General features: G+C 34.5%; 22 protein-coding genes. 12 read left to right on the plus strand and 10 right to left on the minus strand.

The window, feature by feature from the left end:
- Window positions 1-24 precede the first annotated feature (24 nt).
- The 4 genes from LQV47_RS21500 to ribA are packed head-to-tail and all read left to right on the plus strand — an operon-like array spanning window position 25 to window position 1,937.
- Complete coding sequence (locus tag LQV47_RS21500) at window positions 25-237, plus strand: twin-arginine translocase TatA/TatE family subunit (protein WP_209804713.1); 213 nt, start codon at window positions 25-27, stop codon at window positions 235-237.
- 15 nt (window positions 238-252) lie between these two features.
- Complete coding sequence (locus LQV47_RS21505) at window positions 253-867, plus strand: DUF4254 domain-containing protein (RefSeq protein WP_230041177.1); 615 nt, start codon at window positions 253-255, stop codon at window positions 865-867.
- Window positions 864-1,325: a hypothetical protein gene (locus LQV47_RS21510; RefSeq protein WP_047494916.1), complete on the plus strand. Its 462-nt coding sequence runs from the start codon at window positions 864-866 to the stop codon at window positions 1,323-1,325. Before LQV47_RS21505 ends, LQV47_RS21510 begins: the two co-directional genes overlap by 4 nt.
- Window positions 1,326-1,340: 15 nt before the next feature.
- Window positions 1,341-1,937, plus strand: a complete 597-nt coding sequence (ribA, locus tag LQV47_RS21515; RefSeq protein WP_230041178.1) for a GTP cyclohydrolase II — start codon at window positions 1,341-1,343, stop codon at window positions 1,935-1,937.
- Between the two features lie 231 nt (window positions 1,938-2,168).
- Here the strand turns inward: ribA and LQV47_RS21520 are convergent, their stop codons facing one another.
- Window positions 2,169-2,714 (minus strand): hypothetical protein, encoded by a 546-nt coding sequence (locus tag LQV47_RS21520; RefSeq protein ID WP_230041179.1) that lies wholly within the window; start codon window positions 2,712-2,714, stop codon window positions 2,169-2,171.
- A gap of 116 nt (window positions 2,715-2,830) precedes the next feature.
- Between LQV47_RS21520 and LQV47_RS21525 the strand changes: the two genes are divergently transcribed.
- From LQV47_RS21525 to LQV47_RS21550, 6 genes are all read left to right on the plus strand, one after another.
- A complete protein-coding gene (locus LQV47_RS21525) occupies window positions 2,831-4,543 on the plus strand; it encodes a glycoside hydrolase family 3 N-terminal domain-containing protein (protein WP_230041180.1) in 1,713 nt (570 codons plus the stop codon).
- 4 nt (window positions 4,544-4,547) lie between these two features.
- A complete protein-coding gene (gene bshA, locus LQV47_RS21530) occupies window positions 4,548-5,696 on the plus strand; it encodes an N-acetyl-alpha-D-glucosaminyl L-malate synthase BshA (RefSeq protein WP_047494729.1) in 1,149 nt (382 codons plus the stop codon).
- Window positions 5,697-5,997: 301 nt separating this feature from the next.
- Window positions 5,998-7,047: an endonuclease/exonuclease/phosphatase family protein gene (locus tag LQV47_RS21535; protein ID WP_230041181.1), complete on the plus strand. Its 1,050-nt coding sequence runs from the start codon at window positions 5,998-6,000 to the stop codon at window positions 7,045-7,047.
- A 40-nt stretch (window positions 7,048-7,087) separates the two neighbouring features.
- Window positions 7,088-8,350, plus strand: a complete 1,263-nt coding sequence (locus LQV47_RS21540) for a DUF2851 family protein (protein ID WP_230041182.1) — start codon at window positions 7,088-7,090, stop codon at window positions 8,348-8,350.
- 1 nt (window position 8,351) lies between these two features.
- Window positions 8,352-8,573, plus strand: coding sequence for a PspC family transcriptional regulator (locus tag LQV47_RS21545; protein ID WP_047494723.1), 222 nt, complete (start codon window positions 8,352-8,354; stop codon window positions 8,571-8,573).
- Window positions 8,574-8,575: 2 nt separating this feature from the next.
- Window positions 8,576-9,088, plus strand: a complete 513-nt coding sequence (locus LQV47_RS21550) for a GNAT family N-acetyltransferase (protein WP_230041183.1) — start codon at window positions 8,576-8,578, stop codon at window positions 9,086-9,088.
- Window positions 9,089-9,169: 81 nt separating this feature from the next.
- Here LQV47_RS21550 and LQV47_RS21555 read toward each other — a convergent pair whose 3' ends face one another.
- The 4 genes from LQV47_RS21555 to LQV47_RS21570 all read right to left on the minus strand — a co-directional run bounded on the left by LQV47_RS21555 (window position 9,170) and on the right by LQV47_RS21570 (window position 12,376).
- The gene (locus LQV47_RS21555) at window positions 9,170-9,904 is read right to left on the minus strand and encodes an SIMPL domain-containing protein (RefSeq protein WP_230041184.1); all 735 of its coding nucleotides are present in this window, start codon (window positions 9,902-9,904) and stop codon (window positions 9,170-9,172) included.
- 76 nt (window positions 9,905-9,980) lie between these two features.
- Window positions 9,981-10,697 carry a carboxypeptidase-like regulatory domain-containing protein gene (locus tag LQV47_RS21560; RefSeq protein ID WP_230041185.1) on the minus strand — a complete coding sequence of 239 codons (717 nt, stop codon included), beginning with the start codon at window positions 10,695-10,697 and terminating at the stop codon, window positions 9,981-9,983.
- A gap of 117 nt (window positions 10,698-10,814) precedes the next feature.
- A complete protein-coding gene (locus LQV47_RS21565) occupies window positions 10,815-11,624 on the minus strand; it encodes a hypothetical protein (RefSeq protein ID WP_230041186.1) in 810 nt (269 codons plus the stop codon).
- A 5-nt stretch (window positions 11,625-11,629) separates the two neighbouring features.
- Window positions 11,630-12,376, minus strand: coding sequence for a hypothetical protein (locus tag LQV47_RS21570; protein WP_230041187.1), 747 nt, complete (start codon window positions 12,374-12,376; stop codon window positions 11,630-11,632).
- Between the two features lie 182 nt (window positions 12,377-12,558).
- Between LQV47_RS21570 and LQV47_RS21575 the strand changes: the two genes are divergently transcribed.
- Window positions 12,559-15,699 (plus strand): UvrD-helicase domain-containing protein, encoded by a 3,141-nt coding sequence (locus tag LQV47_RS21575; protein WP_230041188.1) that lies wholly within the window; start codon window positions 12,559-12,561, stop codon window positions 15,697-15,699.
- 138 nt (window positions 15,700-15,837) lie between these two features.
- Window positions 15,838-16,062 carry a hypothetical protein gene (locus tag LQV47_RS21580; RefSeq protein ID WP_230041189.1) on the plus strand — a complete coding sequence of 75 codons (225 nt, stop codon included), beginning with the start codon at window positions 15,838-15,840 and terminating at the stop codon, window positions 16,060-16,062.
- Between the two features lie 271 nt (window positions 16,063-16,333).
- On the opposite strand, the gene LQV47_RS21585 is transcribed toward LQV47_RS21580, so the two are convergent.
- The 5 genes from LQV47_RS21585 to LQV47_RS21605 form a co-directional block, all read right to left on the minus strand.
- On the minus strand, window positions 16,334-16,843 hold the full coding sequence (locus LQV47_RS21585) for a ferritin (RefSeq protein ID WP_209804726.1): 510 nt from the start codon (window positions 16,841-16,843) through the stop codon (window positions 16,334-16,336).
- Between the two features lie 127 nt (window positions 16,844-16,970).
- Window positions 16,971-17,417 carry a hypothetical protein gene (locus LQV47_RS21590; RefSeq protein ID WP_230041190.1) on the minus strand — a complete coding sequence of 149 codons (447 nt, stop codon included), beginning with the start codon at window positions 17,415-17,417 and terminating at the stop codon, window positions 16,971-16,973.
- Between the two features lie 181 nt (window positions 17,418-17,598).
- The gene (locus LQV47_RS21595) at window positions 17,599-18,615 is read right to left on the minus strand and encodes a hypothetical protein (RefSeq protein ID WP_230041191.1); all 1,017 of its coding nucleotides are present in this window, start codon (window positions 18,613-18,615) and stop codon (window positions 17,599-17,601) included.
- A gap of 139 nt (window positions 18,616-18,754) precedes the next feature.
- Complete coding sequence (locus LQV47_RS21600) at window positions 18,755-21,406, minus strand: 4-alpha-glucanotransferase (protein ID WP_230041192.1); 2,652 nt, start codon at window positions 21,404-21,406, stop codon at window positions 18,755-18,757.
- 141 nt (window positions 21,407-21,547) lie between these two features.
- On the minus strand, window positions 21,548-22,714 hold the full coding sequence (locus LQV47_RS21605; protein ID WP_230041193.1) for a T9SS type A sorting domain-containing protein: 1,167 nt from the start codon (window positions 22,712-22,714) through the stop codon (window positions 21,548-21,550).
- Window positions 22,715-23,157: the final 443 nt, after the last annotated feature.

Here is a 23,157-nt window from a genome sequence, read left to right on the forward strand (position 1 = left end):
TTAACTTTGTAAAAATTTTAAGAGATGAATACAATAACAATACTAGCCTTATCTTGGCAACATATCCTTATCGTAGCAATACTTTTGGTATTACTATTTGGAGGAAAGAAAATTCCGGAATTAATGAGAGGAGTAGGTTCAGGAATCAAAGAATTTAAAGATGCGGTAAAAGAAGAAGATAAACCAGGTTCTGAAAATAAAACTTCTTCTACAAACAATAATTCTTCCAGTAACTAATATTCCTTACGATTAATGAATTTCACTGAGACTGCATGGAAAGTCTTCAATCAATGTATTGAAGACTATCACGTGTCTGATAACGTTAACTCTCTAATTAATAACCCGTTCGAAATAGATAGTTTGGAACGGATTTTGTATGCAAAGAACTGGATTGATACCGTTCAATGGCATTTGGAAGATATAATTAGAGATGAAAATATCGATCCGGCTGAAGCTCTTCAATTGAAGAGAACAATAGACGCCTCCAATCAGAAAAGAACTGATCTGGTAGAATATATTGACAGTTGGTTCCTTAGAAAATTTGAAAATATAACTCCTAAACCTGAAGCAAAAATAAATACCGAAACTCCCGCTTGGGCAGTAGACAGATTATCAATTCTTGCACTAAAGGTTTATCATATGTCACTGGAAGCGAATAGAGAATCTGCTTCTGACGAGCATCGAAAAAATTGCCAGGCCAAACTGGATATATTGCTTACTCAGAAAGAAGATCTATCAACTTCCATAGATCAGTTGCTTGCTGACATTGAAAACGGTAATATTAAGATGAAAGTTTACAAACAAATGAAAATGTATAACGATGAAAGTCTTAATCCAATCCTTTATCAAAAAGGGCAACAGAAATGAAAAAACGATTTTTTTTTGGAGTACTCATTATAATAATAACTTCTTCCTGCGCAACGGAAAAACTTAATCTTTCCCCGCTGTCGAATAATTTTTATAGTGAAACAAAAGGTTCTGATTCGGACAGAGGCTCAAAAAAGAGTTTCAACATCAATATCAAGGAAAATATAAACGCTTCTGAAATTTCAAATATAATTTCAACCTTTCCTAAATTTAAAAGCAATGGGTTGAATGATGAAATAACAAGCTTGAAATACAGCCTTCAAAATTATTTATATGCTATTGATGCCAACAACTCTGCAGGAAAGAGCAGAGCCCTTAAAAGCTTCGAAAAATCATATAAGAAAATACAAAAGCAAAGACAAAATCTTGATAGAGATGATGATGAGGTTCTCAACAGATACCTGGTTCGTTTAAAAACCAATATTTCTGTGATTGAAGATGCTTTACCAGGAAGTTAAAACAATTAACTATTAATGATTAAAACTCAGGCGGAGGCCAATGTTCCTACAGAACACGGCAATTTCCGAATGATAGCTTTCTCTGAAAATGAAAACGACTGGATGCCTCACATGGCTATTATCGCAGAAAACACAGATTTTTCAAAACCTGTTAATGTGCGTTTCCATTCAGAATGTATTACAGGAGAAGTTTTCCATTCAAAAAAATGTGAATGCGGCCAACAATTAGATGCTGCTATGAAATATACCCATGAAAATGGAGGAATTATCGTCTATCTTCGTCAGGAAGGCAGAAATATTGGAATAATCAATAAGCTGAAGGCTTACTCACTACAGGAAAAAGGTCTTGACACCGTTCAGGCCAACCTTGAACTAGGACTTCCTGCTGATGACAGAAACTTCGGAGTAGCTATTGAAATCCTTAATTTATTGGGCGTAAAAGATATCAACCTGCTTACTAATAACCCTGAAAAGGTAAAATATGTAGTAGACAGTAATATTCATCTTAATTCGCGGATTCCTTTACAAATTCCGGCTAACGAAATAAGTAAAGGTTATCTACAGACTAAAAAAGATTTCTTTGGACATCTTCTGGATGACAATGATAATTAATACATGACAAGCTTCAGGTTCTTATCTGAAGCTTTTTTGTTTTCTAATACATAACCTTGCTTTCATCACATGAGGCTCTGTACCTTTTTTGAAGTGCTTCTGCCAACAAAAAAGAAATAGTTATAGAATGGGCTTCATCCTATTACAGTTGATTCTCCTTTTATATAAATCAAAAGCCCCGGAATTTCTCCCGGAGCTTTCTTTAATTATAAAAAACTGAAAAGATATTTCTTAATTTACTCTTGTAGATGAAACATTAGAATCATTAAGATTGTAATATTTTACCACTGCGTTATAATCGCTATAATCTACAGGTGGAGTAGCATTTGCTGATTTTAGATTATTACCTGAAACAGCAGGAACTAATACAATTCTGAATCTTTGATTATTTAACCAGTCATTTTTCTCACCGGAAGTTGTACCATTGGTTAAGTCAAAATTTTCATTTTCTACTCTTACTTGTACATTCTGAGTATCGAAAACAAAATTATATTCAAATACCCTGTTGGTAGGCATACCCGTTACATTATCTAAAACTACAGTCTTAGGAATCTGCTGCCATGCACCTCCGGCATCTCTATATACCAACACGACATCCGTATTCTGAATAGCAATACCTTGTTTGAATGCAAAATTATTACTGCTGTTAAATGTACCTGTAACATCTTTTATCTGAGCATTGGCAGTATTTTGTACGACAACATCATCTTTGTTATCACAGCTGTAAGACAAAAACCCAATTCCGGCTAGTAATATAAATGGAAGAATTTTTTTCATTTCTATTTAAAGTTTAGTTATTATTTATATTGCGTATTCAAATCATATACCAAAAATTAAAAAAACATTGTTTTCGTCGTTTTTTTAATTGTATTTTTGTTCTTATTCAAAAAGTCATGAAGAAAATAGTATATACTTCACTCTTTATTGTAGCACTGATAAGCCCAAAGATGAATGCCCAGTATCAGCCTAAAAACGCATCTCCGGAAGATTTGAAAAAGGCACAGCAATGGGTAGAAAAGACGTATAAAAATCTTTCTCAGGATGAAAAGCTGGGACAACTCTTTATTGTTGCATTATATACTAATAAAGGAGAGGATTATATCAATCAGGTAAGAAATATTGTTACAGCTGATAAAATAGGTGGTTTGATCTTAATGCAGGACGATGCAGCCAGAGAAATCAACCTTGTCAATGAGTTTCAGCAGAAGTCCAAAGTTCCGTTAATGATCGGAATGGATGCTGAGTGGGGACTGTTCCAAAGAATAGCAACTGCCCACAAATTCCCTTGGGCTATGACATTAGGAGCAATACAGGATAAGAATTTAATTTACCAGATGTCTGCAAAAATTGCAGAAGATTGCCACAGGATGGGTATTAACTGGGATTTTGCCCCGGTAGTGGATGTTAATACGAATCCAAACAATCCTATCATTGGTAACAGAAGCTTTGGATCAGAAGTCAATAATGTGATTGGATCTGCTCTATCCTATTCTAATGGTCTTCAGGACAACAATATATTGGCTGCGATCAAACATTTCCCGGGACATGGAGATACCAATACAGATTCACACCTTGATCTTCCCGTTGTTTCTCATAACCTCAGCAGGCTTAATACTATAGAATTAGCACCATTCAAAGCGCTGATGGATAAAGGAATCGGTGGCGTGATGGTTGCTCATTTGTATGTTCCGAGTTTAGAATCAGGAAAAGGAATTCCTGCTTCTGTCTCTAAAAATATCATTACAGGTTTATTGAAAGACCAATTAGGCTATAAAGGATTAATCATCACAGATGCCCTCAATATGGGTGCTGTAGCCAATAAATATAAACCGGGAGAACTGGATGCCATGGCCTTCAGCGCAGGAAATGACATTATGCTTTTCTCACAGGGCGTTTCTGAAGGTAAAAAACTGATTCAAAAAGCTATAGATAAAGGAGAAATCCCTCAATCCCGGGTGGAAGAAAGTGTAAAGAAGATTTTGCTTACAAAATATTTTTTAGGACTGACTCAATACACTCCCAAAAGTCCTGATAATATCAATGCTGATCTGAATAATGATTCTCACAAAACACTAGTTCAGAATTTATATTCCAATGCATTAACTTTATTAAAAGATGATCAAAAACTTCTTCCTGTCACCGGAAAACAAATTTATTATATTCCGCTGGAAGAAGCTCCTTACCAAACTTTTGCCAATAGAATAGGATCGAATCTTATTATAAAAAAGGCAAGCGAAATCAATACAATTCCGGCAGGTTCTACTGTAGTTGTAGGTTTCCATAAGGACAATTCTACGGCTTATAAGCCTTACAAAATATCGGCAGAATCAAAAAAAGTTCTTGCTGACCTCACAAAAAATCAACGTGTAATCCTCAATGTATTTGGAAGTGCTTATGCTTTAAAAGACATTGATATTTCAAAGGTATCTACGGTTCTTGTTTCTTATGAAAACAATGATGATTCTATGAATACAGCAGCCGATGCTTTGAACGGAAAAACAAAAATATGGGGAAGACTTCCTGTACTGGTCAATGACCAATTAAAACCAGGAATGGGTATAGATCTTAACCCTACTTTATCTTTAACAACATCAAAACAACAATAATCCAATGAAAATAGGCATACTTTGCTATCCAACATATGGTGGAAGCGGAATTGTAGCAACAGAGCTGGGAATGTCACTTGCCAATAAAGGCTATGAAGTACATTTTATCAGTTCTGCACTTCCTGCAAGATTAGATATTACCAATCCCAATATTTTCTTTCATAGGGTAAATGTTCAAACCTATCCCCTTTTCCAATATCAGCCTTATGATATTGCGTTAAGCTCTATGATCTACCGGGTTGTCAATCTTTATAAGCTCGACTTGCTTCACGCTCATTATGCTATTCCTTATGCCTATGCAGCTTTTACCGCTAAGCAAATGCTTCGTGAGGATAATAATGATATTCCATTGGTAACAACCCTTCACGGAACAGATATAACCCTTGTGGGCCAGCATCCGAGTTATAAACATGCTGTAGAGTTTTCGATCAATCAATCCGATGCTATTACCTCAGTTTCCGAAAGTCTGAAAAAGGATACCCTTCAGTTTTTTAATATTAAAAAGGAAATACAGGTTATTACCAATTTCATTGATAATTCTGAATTCGATGACTGTTCGGAATGCCAAAGAACACAGTTTGCAAATCCGGATGAAAAAATACTGATCCATGTCTCAAACCTACGTCCGGTAAAACGTGTAGAAGAGGTACTTCAGATTTTTAAAAACGTAAATAAAAAGGTAAAGTCAAAACTGATCATCATTGGAGAAGGTCCTGATATGGAAAAAGTAAACCAATTCCTGGAAGAAAATCCCGATCTTATCTCCAAAATACGTCTTTTAGGTAAAGTAAATGATCTTTATAAAATATTACAGCTTTCAGATGTATTTTTACTTCCTTCGGAGCAGGAAAGCTTTGGTTTGGCAGCTCTTGAAGCGATGGCAGCCTATACACCTGTCATCAGCTCCAATGCAGGTGGAATTCCTGAAGTAAATATTCAGGGTGAAACCGGTTATTTAGCAGAAATCGGAAATGTGGAAGCTATGAGCAACTATACGATCAAATTATTGAGTAACGACGATCTTTTATCTCAAATGAAGGAAAATGCGAAAGAACAGGCTATAAAATTCGATTTGAAAAACATTCTTCCTATATATGAAGAAATGTACAGAACAACCATAGAAAATTTTAAGAAAGAGCTAACGAAAGTATAGTTTTTTTATAAGATTATGATATCAATAGAATTAAGACTCAGATGTTTATCTGGGTCTTTTACTTTTATGATTTCTTCATCAACTTTAAAATCCCCTGAATATTCTTTTGTAGATATATCAGAATTTTAAAAAAAAAGATCACAAAACACGATTAGAAATTTAAAATTTCATTCAATAAATTTTATTAATATAACAAATTTCTCTAAACAGAGAAATTTGTTTTTTTGTATTCAAATAAATTTTACATTTGAGAGTGTAGTTAAAAACATTTTAATTGTTTTTACTTGTTTAAAAAAAATCAATGATGAAAAAAAGAACTGTTTTAATTACTTTAAAAAATATAATAATCAGCTTCATTTTTATGAGCTTTATACCTTCCTGCAGCCAAACAGGAGAAACTGAAAATTCTAACATTAATTTCAGTTTCAGTGTGATGCAGTTCAATGTATGGCAGGAAGGGACACAAGTGCCCGGAGGCTTTGATGCAATTGTCAATGAGATTGCGGCTCATAATCCTGATTTTGTTACAATGTCAGAGGTGAGAAACTATAATAATACCCTTTTTTACAAAAGAATACTGCAGGCATTAGACGAAAAGGGAGTAAAATATTATTCCTTTTCAAGTTATGACACTGCTATTCTAAGCAAATACCCTATAAAAGAGTTCAGTAAGGACAATGCCATTCACAGCATGCATAAATTGGTTACTGAAATTAAAGGACAGGAAATCGCTGTGTATTCCGCTCATCTGGATTATACCCATTATGCAGTTTATCTGCCTCGCGGATATGATGGAAACAACTTTAACAAGCTTCCAGCACCTATTACAGATCTCACTCAAATCATGAATATGGATCTTAGCTCTACTAGGCAGGTGGCTATAAAAGCATTTCTTGAAGCAGCAAAAGAGGATATTGCAAAGAAAAGAATCATCATATTAGGAGGAGATTTTAATGAAGCTTCTCATTTGGATTGGACAGAATCAACTAAAAACCTTTACGACCACAGAGGTATTGTAGCTCCCTGGAATTCATCAACCACATTATACAAAAATGGCTTTAGAGATAGCTACAGAGAAGTGTATCCTGATGAACTTCAATATCCGGGATTTACGTGGCCTGCACAGAACAGTTGGGCTCTAGATGCAGATGAACGAGACAGGATAGATTTCGTCTATTATTATGCTGATCGTAGAATTTCAGTTGATAAAAGCGCTATTCTGGGTCCAGATACAAGCATTGTTAAAGGACAGAAAGTTAAAGAAACGGAACATGATATTTTCTTAGCACCACAGAACAATTGGCCGACAGATCATAAAGCCGTTATAAGTACCTTCAGTGTTAAGAAGTAAAAAAACATAAATGACCAACCTAGCCTAGTGCTATTAATTAATGACAGAAAAACTACTTCAATATCTTTGGAACTATAAGGTTTTCAATAATTTTGACTTCAAGGATATTGAAGGGAATTCCGTTGAAATCATCAATTTTGGAAAGTGGAATAAAGATGCAGGTCCCGATTTTCTGGATGCCAAAATCAAGACTAATGGCTTGGTTATAGCCGGGAATATAGAACTTCACGTCCGCTCATCTGACTGGATTTTCCACAACCACTCTCCAGATCCCAATTACCAGAATATCATACTTCATGTTGTTTTCCAGCATGACCTGGAAATCAGTGAACATACTGACAAAAACGTACCTACCTTAGAGCTGAGCAGCTATATTGATGAAAATATAATAGGTAAGTATGAAAAATTCATTGATGGCAACCAGTTCATAGCCTGTGAAAAAATTTTTGACCGCAACAAGATCCCTGTTCATTTTCACGAAGGAAATATTCTGAAAAAACTGGACGAAAAATCCCTTGAGCTTGAGCATAACTTATCACACTACAAGAATAATTTCGAAGCTGTTTTATTCCACAGCCTTGCCTATTCTTTTGGGTTAAAAGTGAATGCTTATATTTTCAGACAAATTGCAGAAAGTATTGATTTCAGTATCATTAATAAAATCCGGCAGAATCATTTGCAGCTTGAAGCTTTATTCTTCGGAGTTTCGGGATGGCTTGATGTTCCTTTGGACGGACAGATGAAAATATGGAAAAGAGAATTTGATTTTCTTACAGCCAAGTTTATGCTATCCGATGTAAAACTACATCCCAAGTTTTTAAGATTAAGACCTCCTAACTTTCCAACAATCCGACTTTCTCAATTGGCTGATCTTTACAACAGACACCAGAATTTATTTTCAAAAATAATCAGTATTAAAAATCCTGATCAGCTTTATGAGATTTTTCAGCCTGTAAAAGCTTCGGAATATTGGGACTGTCATTTCAATTTTGGAACCATTTCAAAACCTACTCCAAAAATGTTGAGTAAGGATTTTATTGATCTCCTTATTTTAAATACTGTACTTCCGGTAAAATATGCTTACCACAGGTATCATAATGAAGAAATAGCCGATGAAATTCTGGGATTCTACAGTCATATTACGGCAGAGAAAAATTCCGTGATAACGGGATGGAAAAATCTGGGTCTCCATATAAAAAATGCTTTGGAAAGCCAGAGCCTGATTTATCACTACAAACATCTATGCGAAGAAAAAAATTGCTTAAATTGCAGTATTGGATTTAAACTACTAAAAGAATCTTGAAATGCTGAGTAATATTCGTCATAAAATGGAGAGAGAATGGTTTGGTGTTCTTACAAGAACGGGCGCTAAACTGGGAATACCTGTATCTAAATTAAGGGTTTTCTTCATCTACTCTACTTTTGCTACCGCCGGATTTTTCTTCCTTATTTATTTGGGATTGGCATTTACTTTGTGGATTAAAGATATTTTTATTACAAGAAGACCAAGCGTTTTTGATTTATAATTATGGAATTTTTACCGATTATTAATGCTGAGGATGATAGAGTTCAGGAAATCTATAATTCTTATACCAGTACGTTTCCTGTAGACGAACAAAGAGATAGAGAACAGTTTCTGGATCTATTTTCAAACCCACAGACAAAAATAATGTCTGTTTTTCACGAATCTGAAGCCATTGGCTATCTCATCTTATGGAAAATGAGCTCTTTTGTTTTCGTAGAACATTTTGAAGTTTTTGAAACGTTCAGAAGTAAAAAACTGGGTTCTCATATTATAGAACATCTATTGGAGACATACCCTAAAATCATTCTGGAAATTGAACCTGCGGATTTAAGTGAGGATGCCCAGCGCCGTTATTCTTTCTATCAACGAAACAGTTTCAGCCTGATTGATAACAGCCACATACAGCCCAGCTATGGTGAAGGGAAACAGTCTTTACATCTATGGCTGCTTGCCAACTATGCTCCGGAGAATGTAGACGAGTTGAAAAATGAAATTTGTGATATTGTATATCCTTAACATATAAAACGCCGGAATATTTCCGGCGTTTATTTTTATATTGATTATAGACTGCTAAAAGGATTCCCGCAACTGATGTTTCTAATTCACCTGATATTCCAGTTTTATGGTAATACTGGCTTCTTTATCTTTGGAAGAAGTATTGAAAGTTCCGCCATATGAATAATCTTCATTGGAATTGGGAGCTGTGATCTGAATAACTCCCATTGTTGCTTTCTTAAGGCTCCCCAGACTGCTGCCGGAGTTCTCGGCAATTTTTTCGGCCCGTTCTTTAGCATCTTTTGTTGCACTGGCAATCATTTCCTGCTTTACAGTAGCTAACTTGGTGTAAAAATAAGAAGGTGAAGAAGAGGTAAATTCAATTCCACGATTGATAATTTCGGTAATATTTCTGGAAAGGTTTTCAATTTTTGCTACTTCCTTACTTTCAATAGAAACCTTTTGAGTCAGGTTATAACCCGAAAACTCGCCTTGTACATAATTGCCATTGGAGTCATTATAACTTCTAAACTGCTTCTGAATATCTACCGATGAAAATACAATTTCAGCCTGTTTAATTCCTTTTGAAAGAAGATAATCATTGATCACCTTTCTATCCAGAGCCAATTCATCATACGCTGATTTAAGATCCATATTGTTTTTGGAAAAACTTCCGGACCAGGTAATAAGATCGGAAACAAACTGTTTTGTTCCCAACCCTGTAACCGAGATTGTATTTTCAGATCTATTTCTATTTTTGATGGCATTTCCTAAAAAGCCAAGCCCTATTACAAAACCTAAAGCCCCTATTGCTACTGCAATATTATTTTTATTCATAAGATTTGTGGATTTGATTTATTTTATATCAGTAATGCATCAATTTCCATTCCAATATTTTAAGATTTTGTTAACACTATTTCCCATTCTTCTTTAGCCTCTCAACATACAAAGGAATAGTTTCTTCCAGCCTCAGCAGAACTCCCGATAGATTTTTCGCTTTTACATAGGTACGCACCTGAGGTTTGGCAACGAATGAGAATTCTATAAATTCAGATATTCTATCTTCCGGAATTCCGGCTTTTGTAAAATAGTCATTTTCCACTCTATCTCTAATCCAGGCAATGTGCTCCTGTAAATCGTCATATCTGTACAGTCTTTTTTGCTTTCGTGCTTTGCCACTTATCAGATCATAAGCTCCCTGAACATTCAGGTTTCCTAAAAGTATAGGCAGCAGAACCTGCTTCACTTCTGCCGGCTTTTCCCTCATTTTTCCAACAGGCTGTGGTAAACCTACTGCATCCCGAACTATTTCCCCTTTGTCTACTTTAGCAACAATTCTGGAATCCTGCTCAAGATCACCCGTCAGTCTTTTTACAATCTTTACTTCTTCTATTTCTTTGGGAATCTGAAAAAACCGTATTAGCAACTGAAAATTGACTCCATCCGTGAGAACTCTTTTAGACTGTCTTCTGAAGCCTTCTTTTACAAATCTGAGTTCATCATTCGAAGATGCTTCAATAGAAAACATTCCCAATGAATTGGAATATACTTTTTTATCGGTAGACATATTGATAATCGTTACTCCGCTTACATCTTCATTACTGTCATCAACAATTTTTCCTGTTATCATTTGTTGGGAAAACAGAGCATTACACAGGAAAAGAAACAAAAGAAAAACTCTTTTCCTCCAAAAAATATTTATAGTCTCAAAAGTATTAGCCAATTTTTATTTTAAGTTTTATCAGGTTTATTTTTCCCAGCTGTCCAGTTTATGCAGCTTCCGGTATTCTCCAAAGGCCACTCTTAATTCATATTCTACCACATCGTTTTTAAAGTCCTTTCTGTAATTTTTTGCCAGCAGCCGGGTCTTATTGGCATAAAGAAGGAATCTGTTAATCTGCTCTTCATCCATACCGTATTTTTTCAGAAAGTCAAGGCTGATTTCATTTTTTACTCTGATAAGAAAGCTTTGGGTTTCATTATAATCTGCTTTAGTAATTTTCGGTTTTGAAGCCTTCTTAATAATCCCTGAAATAGCTTTAAAAACGCCTGCCACATTTACCTGACCGGCATTAAAATCATGTCCGGCAAATGTTTTGGATACCTTATTATCCGGCATAGGCTCATTGAGAGGGCTTTTCATATACATTGTTATATCAGATTTTAAAGCTTTCAATTTTCCGGATTCACTTAAATACTTAGAGTCTTTTGCCAGATTTCCAGTGGGCTTATAGGCGATCTCCACTTCAGGAATCTGTATTTCCATTCTTCTCAGAATGATATGTAACGGTGAAGCTAAATCTTCTTTTGTAATCTTCTTTTCAAAGCGGTAGTATCCTTCTTTTACAAATCTGACTTCATCATTTTCCGCTGCCTCAATGGCAAACTCTCCAGACATACTGCTAAGGGAGCTTTTTTGAGCAGAAATATTGATTATTAAAACAGGGTTTACATTTCCAGTACTGCCGTCTGTAATTTGCCCCTTTATATTCTCTTGTGAGAATAATTTTCCGGCCACAAATAAAAATATCCAGCACAGTTTAATAAAAGTCTTCATATAGGTTATTTTTGAGTCTGTGGTGCCCGGTATGATGATATTCTGGTGAGTACAAAACGCTGAAACCTGTTCAGATCAGCATCACTGCAGAAGCCATATTTTAAAATTTTCTTTCTTTCAAAACCACCTGCAAGAACATAAGAAATAAAATGGTCAATTTGAGGTTTATCTATTTTTAAGCTTGCGAAATAATCATCGCCCAGGCTCGCTTTGAGATATTTCATTAAATCGATATCATCCCATTGATCTTTTACTTTTCCTATTGAAAAACCTTCGCCTTTTGGCTGTACAAACTCTCCTGCTCTTGCCGCCAATATTCTGGGGTCAGATTTTTGGGCAATATACTTATCTATTTCTTTAGACAATTTTTCAACCTTTTTAGGTTTGTTATATATTTTGGAATCTATTTTTAAATTTCCGGTAAGACCTTGCTTCACTTCCACTTCAGGAATCTGTATGGTAACTCTCACCAGACTGATATTCAATGGAGATTGTATATTTTCCTGAGATACGATCCTGGTTAAGCGCTCATAGCCTGGTTTTATAAAGCGTAGTTCGTCTCCAGCCTTTCCGGAAATCATAAAATGCCCGTCACTATTGGAGAGCACCATTTCGTCCGTTCTGATATTGATCACATTCACGTCCTGTATTTCGGAACTTCCCTCAGAAGTTATTTTGCCGAAGATGTAGCTTTGGGCACTGATGGTAATGGAAGAAATAAGAAATAAAAAAAAGAATAGTTTGAGTTTCACAGGCTGTTTTTATAAAGCAAAGCTAAAATTATTTTTAAATTATTCCACAAGTTTAACCACAGTTAACGCCTTTTAGTATTTCTTTTCTGTTTTTGCTCTTGAAACTGTTAAATAGCTGAAGTGAATTGTTAAAATTTCTTTTAAATTTTAGCTAACTTGCAGTTTCAATTCTACTTTTTATAATGCAAAATTCTTATACAGTCATCAATGCTTCAGCAGGATCAGGGAAAACATATGCTCTGGTTCAGAGACTGCTGATGATCTGTCTCCGCTATCCTAATCAACATCAATCGATCAGGAATATCCTCGCTCTGACATTTACCAATAAGGCAGCGAATGAGATGAAGGAAAGGATTTTGACATGGCTGGGAAATTTTTCCGCCAGTAGCTATACCGAAAATGCAGATCTTACAAATATTCAAAAAGCTTTTGCAGAGCAGGGCTTAAAAATTACAATTGATGAGCTCCATCTGCGTTCAAAAAAGCTTTTGGATTATATTCTTCATAATTATTCTACACTGAATATCGGGACTATTGACCGTTTTAATTCAAGATTGGTAAGAAGCTTTTCTTATGAATTGGGACTGGCTAAAAATTTCAATCTTGAAATTGAAGCTGAGCCCTACCTGATCGAGGCAGTAGATAAAATGCTCGATCAGATTGGTGAAAATGAAACGATTTCCAATTCTTTCATGGATTATGTAGATTACAGTCTTGAAAACAATGAAAGGATTAATCTTAACAAAAATCTGTATGACTCCGCGAAAGAATTTGTGAAAGATATTCATTATGAACATCTGAAAAACAACAAAAGTTTTGATGATGCGAATTATGACACTATAAAAAACACACTGCGTAAAGAAATTGTTCTTCATAAAAAACAGGCTGCAGAGCTTGCTGCAACATCTGTTGAGCTCTTTAAGGCCAGAAATATTGAAGTTGAAGATTTTGCCCAGGGAAAAAATGGGATTGGAGGCTTTTTTCTTAAAGTTATCGACTTTTATCAACAGAAAAGAGCTGGATTTCCTTTTCCTACTACTCAGGAAGAATCTGTAGTCAACAATTACAGAAAGGGAGCTTCTTCAAAATCAAAACATAAGGAAGCTGATATTGTAGAGATCCTGGATCAGCTTCTTGATAACAGGATGCAGCTTATTCTTCTGTATATTGAAACGCAAAAGAAAGAAAAAGTACTTTCGGCACTTCTTCCTTTAAAAGTTAATAAAGATATTCAGGATGAGCTCAAAAAGATTGAGGAAGAAAATGATCTGGTGCTGCTCTCAAAATTCAATATTCTGATCAATGAAAACCTTAAAGATGAACCTTCTGCATTTATTTATGAAAAAGTAGGTTCACAATTTCAGCATTACTTTTTTGATGAATTTCAGGATACTTCAGAGCTGCAGTGGCAGAACTTTGTTCCGTTAAGAGACCATAGTGTATCTTCTGAAAACACTTCTTTTACATTAGTTGGAGATCCTAAACAGAGTATTTACAGATTCCGTGGAGGAGAAAGTAAGCTGATGCTCGATATTATCAATAAGAAAGAATTCTCTCCTAAAGAGGCTGATCTTCTGGTTTTAAAAGATAACTGGAGGAGTGCCAGAAATATTGTACAATTTAACAATGAGCTCTACCGTTTCCATTCCGGAGAACTGGAGGAGGAACATCAAAATATCTTTGGAACAGATGCCGAACAAACTCCAAAATCCCAAATGGATGGAAGGGTAAAGGTAAACCTCATTGAAAACCTCACAAACGAAGAATTTTATGATGATACTTCTGAAAAAATGCGAAAAGATATTCAGGAATGTCTGGATAATGGATTCAAATTTTCTGATATCACCATTCTCTGCCGTGGAAATTTTGATATTTTCAGCTATTCTCAGAAGCTTGGAAACTTAAAAGTAAATTACCGGGGTGAAGAGACCAATATAAAAACAATCTCCGATAAAGGGCTTACATTGGAACTTTCCAACACCCTAAAAGCTGTTATTGAATTTCTGAGATGGGAGATAAATCCTAAGAATAAACACTGTCTGATCATGATGATGTATTACCTGAATACGTTGGGTAAAATTCATATGGCTGATTTCACACTGGAAATGAAAGAAATTCTGGATATTGAAAACCATGAAGAGATCCTCGAGATTATTAAGCAAAAATATTCATTACAGCTTAAGCAGGATAATTTTCCAAGATTTAATCTCTACAACTTTGTAGAATATTATATCAATGAATTTTCCGTTGAGAATAAAGAAACCGATTTCCTGCTCAACTTCATGGAAATGCTTTTTAATTTTACCCAAACTGCTGGTGTAAGTACAAAAGAGTTTTTAAAATACTGGGATGAGGAAGCCTCTTCTTACACTATTCAGGCTTCAGAGAATATTGATGCCATTCAGATCATGACCATCCATAAGTCTAAAGGACTGGAATTCCCTATTGTTTTTATTCCCATGATGAACAAAAACAGGGATAATGAGTTTACTAATTGGTTTGATACTCATGATAATGAATCTTTAAAAGCAGTCAATATCAACCAGTTCAGTAAAAATCTGGAAGCTTATGACAGTGAGATTCAGTTATTCAACAAAAAAAATTCCTATAAAAACCTGATTGACAGATTATGCCTTCAGTATGTTGCTACTACAAGACCTGTTGAACAGTTATTTTTCTACCTTCAAAAGCCTAATAAAACATCCAACAATCTTGAGCTTTTAGAGTTTATTAAAACAAAGAATATGAATGAAGCTGATGAATTTGATCTGTATGAAGTAAAGCCTGAAATGCTAAAAAAGTATTCTAAAGAAAAAAGCTCGCCTTTCAAAACCCAAAATATTCAGGATCTGAAAAATGTCAATGAAAAGACTACTTCCATAAAGATTGCCACTCCATCAAAAAATTATCAGGTAAGAAATGAAAAAGTAAGAATAGGACTTTTCGTTCACGAGCTTCTCTCAAAAATAAATACGGAAAAAGATATTTCAAAAGTACTGGAAGGATATACATTGGAAGGCCAGATTACATTAGAGGAGAAAAATGAAATCCATGATACTTTACAGGAAATTGTGAGAACCTACGCCGAGTTCTTTGATGAGAAATGGGAAGTAATTAATGAGAAAGACATCATGATTTCAGAACATGGAGAAAGTTTTATTTTAAGGCCGGACCGTATTTTAAAAAGCAATGAAGGGTATATCATTGTAGATTTCAAAACCGGAGAGCAAAAAAGTAAAGATGAAGCTCAGGTGGAAGGGTATAAAAACATTCTCGAAAAACTGGGTAAAAAGGTTCTCAAAACCCAAATCATCTATTTATAAACCTCTATAATGCTTTTATTCGCGATAATAGAATAGAATTGTCTTAAAAAAAGTCACAAATACAAAAGGTTTGATTATTTTTATTCATTAAAAATTAGTCCGCCGTGTATTTGAATTGATAAAAGACAATAACTAACCATGAAAATATATTTAATCTCAGCTCTTATAAGTATTGTTATGATGATACTCTCTGCTGTAACCATTTACAATATTGCAGATTATATAGATCCACCGGTAACCGATGACGGACATCCCTATATGCCCACAGAAAATATCGCAAAATCCCTCATTGGCAGTTTGATATTAACAGCCATAGCATTTATTGCAGCGGTAAAAATACAAAGGGAAAGACAGAAAAGATAAAGTTCAACAGGCTATATTTCAAATAATTAAATAAAAAACGCTATCATAAAGAACCGGAAGTCTATATTTAGTGCTCGGGTGATCATTTTGACTTAATTTATTCTTTTAACTTTTGTCTGTCATTTCTCTTTTCATATATATATCAGCAACAATGTGCAGCTATATAATGTTGAATACAATTATAAAATAAATCATCCTGTACAATTTATGGTATAAAAAAACCGCTATTCTTTTGAAAAGCAGTTTTATATTTTTTGAAAAGATTTGATTCTTAAACAGCCGGATTGGGAGTAAACACTCTCTGTGCTAATTCCTGGTCGAAAAGATATAATGCAGATGGGTTATCACAAACCATCTTAATCTTTGTTACGTATTGCGAAGCACTTGCTTCCTCTTCTACCTGTTCGTTGATAAACCATTGCAGGAAAGACGTTGTTGCAAAATCACCTTCTTCGTTAGCATTCTTTACAATATTGAAAATACTTTTAGTTACAATTTTCTCATGTGCCAATGCTTTCTCGAAAATATCTGTTGCATTATCAAACTCATGTGGAGGTTTTGCAATTTCCCCGATAATGATTTCTCCTCCTACATCATTTAAATAATCAAACATTTTATCCGCGTGCATTAATTCTTCTTTGCTTTGCACTCTGAAATAGTTGGCAATTCCATCTAAATCTTTTCCTGAAAACCAGGCAGACATTGAAAGATAGTATTGAGCAGCATATTGTTCGTGGGCAATTTGTTCGTTAATTAATTTTGCAATTTTTTCGCTAACCATAAGTATTAAATTTATAGCCAAAAATAGGGAATAAATGCCCGAAATCAAAAGTTTTACAGAAAATTAATACAAAAAGGATGGAAAAATTTCCATCCTTTACACATTAAAAAACTACAATTACAAACTATTATTTCACTTCAGGAGTAGCTGTATTCATCGGCTTATTCATCATTTTTCTATCTTTCATAGCTACTCTTTTCTGCTCCATCTTAGCTTTTCTGTCAGCCTGCCATTTATCATATTGCTGAGGAGTAAGAATTTGTTTCATATCGGCATCCATTTGTGCTCTTTTAGCCTTTCTCTCATCCATCTTGGCTTGCCTGTTATCCTTATTCTTTTCAAAGTCAGCTTTCATTTCGGCCTTTCTTTTTTCATGAAGATCTTTTATTTGAGCTACCTGCGACTGATTAAGGTTAAGGTCTTTCTGCATTTGTGATAGATGCTCCTGTTCTTTTTGTTGTCTTTTCTGCTGCATTTCAGCTTTTCTTGCTTCTTTGTCCTGAGGATTGGTTTGTTGTGCCATTGCGAAACTTCCCATTCCGATAAATGCTATTGCTAAAACTAATTTTTTCATCTTTAAAAATTTTAATTAATTGTTATACATCTTTTGGATTAACAATTAAAACACAAGTTAAATTAACACATTCATAAATAATGTTAAATTTTAATAAAAATAAATCAATAAAACAACAAAAAAAAGGACAGATTATAAAAACCTGCCCTTCACACCACTTAAATATAATATATGAAAATTATTAATTCTTTACTAAGCTGCCTCTAAAGCCTCCGCTATTACTGCGGTTTTGCTGACGGGGTGCAGAACTTTCAGACTTTTGTCTAAAGCCTCCGCTATTTCCTCTGAAGCCGCCATTATTTTCTTTTCTGGTTTCGCCGCTATTGCCTCTGAAACCACCACTATTATCTTTTCTGGCTTCGCCGCTATTTCCCCTAAATTCTCCTCCATTATTACTTCTAAAACCTCCGGAATTGTCGGAACTACCTCTAAAACCACCATTATTTTCTTTTCGGACTTCACCGCTGTTACCTCTGAATCCTCCTCCATTGTTACTCCTGAAACCTCCGGAATTATCATTATCCCTGAAACCTCCGGAATTGCTGCCATCTCTTACAGGACCTCTGAATCCGTTGTCGGGTCTGCTGTCTCTTCTGATGATATCAAAAGTAGGATTATCCATTCTGCGGAATCTTGATCTGTCCATTCTGTAAATATTGATATTTACATTCCTGTATCTTGGCATTACAGTATATCTTGGTGCATAGTACGTTCTTCTGTAATTCTGAAAATAAATAATTGGGCTTGAGCCACGATAGTAGTTATTTTGGAAAACTACAAAGACTCTCGGACCTAAAATTCTTTCCAGTGCATAAAACCTGTCATAATACCACCTGTCCGGATTATATCTGTAAAAATTATCCCAAGTTGTAAAACTTGAATACAGATTATTCAATCTCATAATCTGGTCGACCTGCCAGCGATTTAGTCTGTTCTGTACGAAAAAGCCGTTCCAGTCAATATTAATAATACTATTTCTGTAATCGTTATAATAGCTTTGATAATAATCGCCAGGATAATAATCCTGAGGATAATTGTAGTAATAATCATCCGGAAAATAATTCCTGTCATCTTCGTTGCTATAATAGCCGTCTCCATTCTGATAATAACCATCATCTCCCCAACCATTATTCGGATATTGCTGAGCTGCCGTCAAGACTCCAAAGCCCAAAGCTAATCCCAAAAATATTTTTTTCATCTCTATAGTCGTTAATTGGTTAATATATAGCAGAATATCTTAATTCTATCTTTTTGATTCAAATAAAAAAAAGAAGTTAAATCATAAGATTAAACTTCTTTTAATATTTTTATAACAAACTGATAATCAGGTGTTAAATTTATACTCTTCCACTATCTTTTATCCATCTGGATATTTTTTCATTGAAAGCTTGTTTTTCTTTTAGATCTTCCAGCTTTATGTGCATTCTATACCGCCAGTAATGAGGAAAAACAGCAGGATTATTGATTCTTTCGTTGTCCATATTTTCATTGGATAGTTCTGCATCTGTAGCAAAAAATTCCTGAATAGGGAAAATAGCCAGCATAGCATCATTGTATAAATGCTGCTTCATAATAATCTCAGCAAGATCCGGGTTCAGATCTTCCGAAGCTTTTCCATATTGGATTAATTGCTGGTTATAGTACTTTTGTGTCAAAGCTGGATCTTCTTTCCACCATTGCCTTAATGTAGAACTATCGTGGGAAGAGGCCGTAACCACATTCATATAGCCTGCATTTTTAGGATTATAGAATGGGATATTTTCTGAAGGCATACGCTGTACTTTCAGGGCAATAATACCAAGTTCATCCATTACCACCGGTACACATGCCGGAACCATCCCAAGGTCTTCTCCGCAAATCAGCATTTTGGTGGCATTTAGGATTACAGGAAGTTTTTCCATTGCTTTCTCGTACCATAAATGGTCTTGTCTTCTAAAGAAATAGTCATGGTATAAATCATAAATACCTTTCCTTTCAGATTCCGGCAAGTATTTGTATGATTCCGTATGATATACATTGAATCTCGGATGATAAACCAGCTCACCATTTCTTTCCTCCGTTAAAAATAAAACATTGGCACAAAGTGAAATCAGCTGTTCTTCAAGTGCACCTCCCGGATGTTTCTTAAAGAAATCTACCAGCTTTCTCTGCGTATTAAATTCTTCCTTAAAAGAATAGGTTCCGTCGTGATTGCGATCAATAAATTCAAGTACTTTTCCACTGTTATCCCCAAAGTGATCCCATAAGATCTGATTATTAATAAATGGTTTACAATATCTGTCAAAATCAAACGGAATCTGCCAGGCTTTAAATTCATCAGCAACAATAGGAACAGCCGGATAAAAATATCCTAAAATACCCTGTACAGCAGAAACCGGCATTCTCCAGATTCTGAAAAAGCCCAGAATATGATCAATTCTCATTGCATCAAAATACTGCTCCAATGCTTTGAACCTATTTTTCCACCACCTATAGTCATCTTCTCTCATTGCTTCCCAATTATAAGTTGGAAACTCCCAATTTTGGCCAAGCTCTGTAAACTGATCCGGTGGTGCACCAGCCTGAAAATCCATACCGAATAATTCAGGTTCTGTCCAGGCTTCTACAGAATACCTGTAAATCCCTATAGGAAGGTCTCCTTTTAGAGAAATACCAAGGTTATGAGCATAATCAACGGCATCTTTCAACTGTTTATGAAGCTGATACTGCACCCATGCATGAAGCATAGAATTATCATAGTCTTTACTTTTTGGAGTAAAAAACTGCAAGATTTTTCCAGCGATATATTTTTTGTGAGTTTTCCACTCATTAAAGTTAGGAGTCTTATATTTATCTCTCAGCACACAAAATGCAGCATAGGGAACCAGCCAGGATTCATTTTCTTTTATAAACTTTTTGAAACTGCGGTCTTTATAAATATTTTCTTTTTCTGTACTGAAAACGGCTTTCAGATATCTCCATTTAGCCACGATCATTTTTTCATAATCAATAAGCTCAAGAGCATTAAGAGTCTGTTTTTCAGAAATATAATTCTCAACTAATTTTTCCGGTAATGGAAAATCCAGTTTTTCGAGTGATATATATTGTGGATGCAGTGCATATACTGATACTGCAGCATAAGGATAAGAATCTGTCCAGGAATAATTCGCTGTAGTATCGTTGATAGGCAGGATCTGAATAATTCCAAGGTTAGTTTCCTTTGTCCAGTCTGCTAGTTTCTTAATATCCAAAAACTCACCGACCCCAAATCCTTCTTCACTTCTTAAAGAAAATACAGGAACTGCTACTCCGGCATCATGATACATCTGATATGCCTTGAATTTAAAATAATGGTTGGAAACTATCTGAAGAACATCTGTAAAAGAATTAGCTACAGTAAATCTGTTATCACCGGTTTCAACATCTATTACCTTATTTTCTTTGATATCATAAAGGCAATATTTGAATTGAATAAATTCATTTTCCGGGATTTCAACGGAGGCTTCCCAAACTCCGAAGTCAGTTTGGTATAAATGAACAACATTATCCACATTCCAGCTTCCCAATGATTTTGTGCTTCCAAACAATACAATTTTCCAGTCAGGATTATAAACAGGAGCTTCCAACCTGAATAAATGTGTATGCTTTTTTAAGACAGCTACTTTCTCCGGAACGAATCCATGTAACTTATTATATAGAATTTTATTATTTAAATAATGCTCAGGAAAATTTTTATTATTCCATTCATCGAAAATAATAAACTCCTTATAATTATGCGGAAAATTAAGATGATGATAAACAAATTCTTCTCTTAAAACATTATTTTTTTCATCTACAAGCTGGTATTTGTAGGAAATCGATTTAGAAAAATAATCTACTTCACACTTCCATAATCCGTTATCTGCATAAAACATAGTATGGATATGAACCGCAGCTCCTTCCTCACCAATAATCAATTGAAGATTTTCTCCGGCTTTTGCAACATACCCTACATTAAAGTATAGCTTCATCTATATTTTTTTATAAAATTACATTTTAATATCGAAAGATAAAACTTATCGAATATCAAATAATCATTAAAAAACCTTCTCAAATTAATTTAAGAAGGTCCTATTTTTATGGACAGAAAAAGTTCTTTCTTTAAATTAAACTTATTCTGTCACCAAAATCTTTTTATTCAATAATATTTTTCCTGATGTATCAACAATACTTACAATATAGGCACCACTCACTAGGTTTTTGAAATATACCTTTTCATGTAAAGAGCCCTCTTTTACATTCAGGCTTTGTGTCATCACATTCTTACCAGACATATCAAAAACATTAAAATGAATATTTCCTTTAACATTCTTATTGTTACTATAAACATTCACATAATGCTCATTAACTCTGGTTGGGTAAATATCAATATTAGCCAATACATTCACTGAAGATGCCTTATCATTAGCAAAATATTTGCTGGCCAAATCATAAATGTGGAGATTTTGTTCTCCTGGAAGCTGCTGTGCCTGTAAAGTACCCAGATCTACTTCATATAAAGGAGCCCCTTTAGCACTTGCAATAACAACTTTCCCTTTTGCATTCACAGCACTGCCATTTACGGAATAGTTATCGGGAATACCTGCAATTTTACCAATAAACTTTGCTTTCAATTCTTTTATTGATACTTTAAAAACATTTCCTGACGCTGCAAAAATATAGAAATTATTATCTGTATCAGCAATCATATCTCCTCCAAAACCGGTTTCTATAGCGGTAAATGAATTTTTACCATTAGAGGTGTCATCTTTTATAATTCCTAGGTCATTTACTTCATATTGTCCATTTTTATTTGTGATCTGTAAAAACTGTGTTCCTGCATTATTTACAGCATAAATATTGCCGTCATAGCCTGTAGCCATCCTCGTTATATGGGAATTAATATCACAGGACGAAGCCTTTGCTATACTGTTTTCTATTAAAGTAATTTCCTTAGTTTCAGGGTTTAGAATATAAACATTTGAAGAGAACATGGGTATGTACACTAAGTTATTATTAGAAGAATTATAAGCTAGTGCAGCCATCGTTGCAGCCTGAGAACTATGGGAAGAATTTCGATCTTCCGTTATCTTACTTTTTCTGGTCTGTGAAAATATTTTAGCAGAAGATTCGGTTGTAAAGACTTTTTCACCAGATATTCCACTAGCAGGATCAATTACCCTAAAGTCATTAAAATTAATACTCTGAGTATCCTTTCCGGTAATCGCAAAGAAATCTTGCTGGGCATGAACATTCATACCTAATAACAAGACAAATAGAGGGAGTAAATGTTTTTTCATAATATGCATATTTTAGAATTCGTAGTCATTTTGGTTATGACTAAGTTACATAATTTTAAAATTGAAAAAACAAAAAAACAGTGATATTTGAATAACATTTACAATAAATTAATCCAAACACTGATATTTTGCAAATAAGGGAGGTTATCAGTCAAAAAAGAATAATGATGAGTTAAGAGTTGAGAGTTATGAGTTGAGGGTTGACAGCACTATCAACTATTCAATGTCCGGCATTACTTTATCATACTCCACCTCCCTTGTCATCCCGTAGGGATCTCAGTATTGAACTTCAATATAAGTTCTAATGAGTTAGGAGGGATCAGGAGCAAAAGTTGGGGGGAATATTTAGTAATCTTATCTTTGTATTATGCTAAGCGATCACGAACTACTTAAATTATTACTTCCCGAGTTTTTAGTTGAACACTTTGATATAACCAAAGCAG

The organism is Chryseobacterium sp. Bi04 (genome assembly GCF_918698085.1).
GTDB lineage: Bacteria > Bacteroidota > Bacteroidia > Flavobacteriales > Weeksellaceae > Chryseobacterium.

Coding starts and splice junctions, on each gene's coding strand:
- LQV47_RS21540 (WP_230041182.1), top strand. CDS start 7,088: ATGACAGAAAAACTACTTCAATATCTTTGGAACTATAAGGTTTTCAAT.
- LQV47_RS21555 (WP_230041184.1), bottom strand. CDS start 9,904: ATGAATAAAAATAATATTGCAGTAGCAATAGGGGCTTTAGGTTTTGTA.
- LQV47_RS21560 (WP_230041185.1), bottom strand. CDS start 10,697: ATGATAACAGGAAAAATTGTTGATGACAGTAATGAAGATGTAAGCGGA.
- LQV47_RS21550 (WP_230041183.1), top strand. CDS start 8,576: ATGGAATTTTTACCGATTATTAATGCTGAGGATGATAGAGTTCAGGAA.
- LQV47_RS21525 (WP_230041180.1), top strand. CDS start 2,831: ATGAAGAAAATAGTATATACTTCACTCTTTATTGTAGCACTGATAAGC.
- LQV47_RS21600 (WP_230041192.1), bottom strand. CDS start 21,406: ATGAAGCTATACTTTAATGTAGGGTATGTTGCAAAAGCCGGAGAAAAT.
- LQV47_RS21545 (WP_047494723.1), top strand. CDS start 8,352: ATGCTGAGTAATATTCGTCATAAAATGGAGAGAGAATGGTTTGGTGTT.
- LQV47_RS21565 (WP_230041186.1), bottom strand. CDS start 11,624: ATGAAGACTTTTATTAAACTGTGCTGGATATTTTTATTTGTGGCCGGA.
- LQV47_RS21605 (WP_230041193.1), bottom strand. CDS start 22,714: ATGAAAAAACATTTACTCCCTCTATTTGTCTTGTTATTAGGTATGAAT.
- LQV47_RS21520 (WP_230041179.1), bottom strand. CDS start 2,714: ATGAAAAAAATTCTTCCATTTATATTACTAGCCGGAATTGGGTTTTTG.
- LQV47_RS21510 (WP_047494916.1), top strand. CDS start 864: ATGAAAAAACGATTTTTTTTTGGAGTACTCATTATAATAATAACTTCT.
- LQV47_RS21505 (WP_230041177.1), top strand. CDS start 253: ATGAATTTCACTGAGACTGCATGGAAAGTCTTCAATCAATGTATTGAA.
- LQV47_RS21580 (WP_230041189.1), top strand. CDS start 15,838: ATGAAAATATATTTAATCTCAGCTCTTATAAGTATTGTTATGATGATA.
- LQV47_RS21535 (WP_230041181.1), top strand. CDS start 5,998: ATGATGAAAAAAAGAACTGTTTTAATTACTTTAAAAAATATAATAATC.
- LQV47_RS21575 (WP_230041188.1), top strand. CDS start 12,559: ATGCAAAATTCTTATACAGTCATCAATGCTTCAGCAGGATCAGGGAAA.
- LQV47_RS21500 (WP_209804713.1), top strand. CDS start 25: ATGAATACAATAACAATACTAGCCTTATCTTGGCAACATATCCTTATC.
- ribA (WP_230041178.1), top strand. CDS start 1,341: ATGATTAAAACTCAGGCGGAGGCCAATGTTCCTACAGAACACGGCAAT.
- LQV47_RS21585 (WP_209804726.1), bottom strand. CDS start 16,843: ATGGTTAGCGAAAAAATTGCAAAATTAATTAACGAACAAATTGCCCAC.
- bshA (WP_047494729.1), top strand. CDS start 4,548: ATGAAAATAGGCATACTTTGCTATCCAACATATGGTGGAAGCGGAATT.
- LQV47_RS21595 (WP_230041191.1), bottom strand. CDS start 18,615: ATGAAAAAAATATTTTTGGGATTAGCTTTGGGCTTTGGAGTCTTGACG.
- LQV47_RS21590 (WP_230041190.1), bottom strand. CDS start 17,417: ATGAAAAAATTAGTTTTAGCAATAGCATTTATCGGAATGGGAAGTTTC.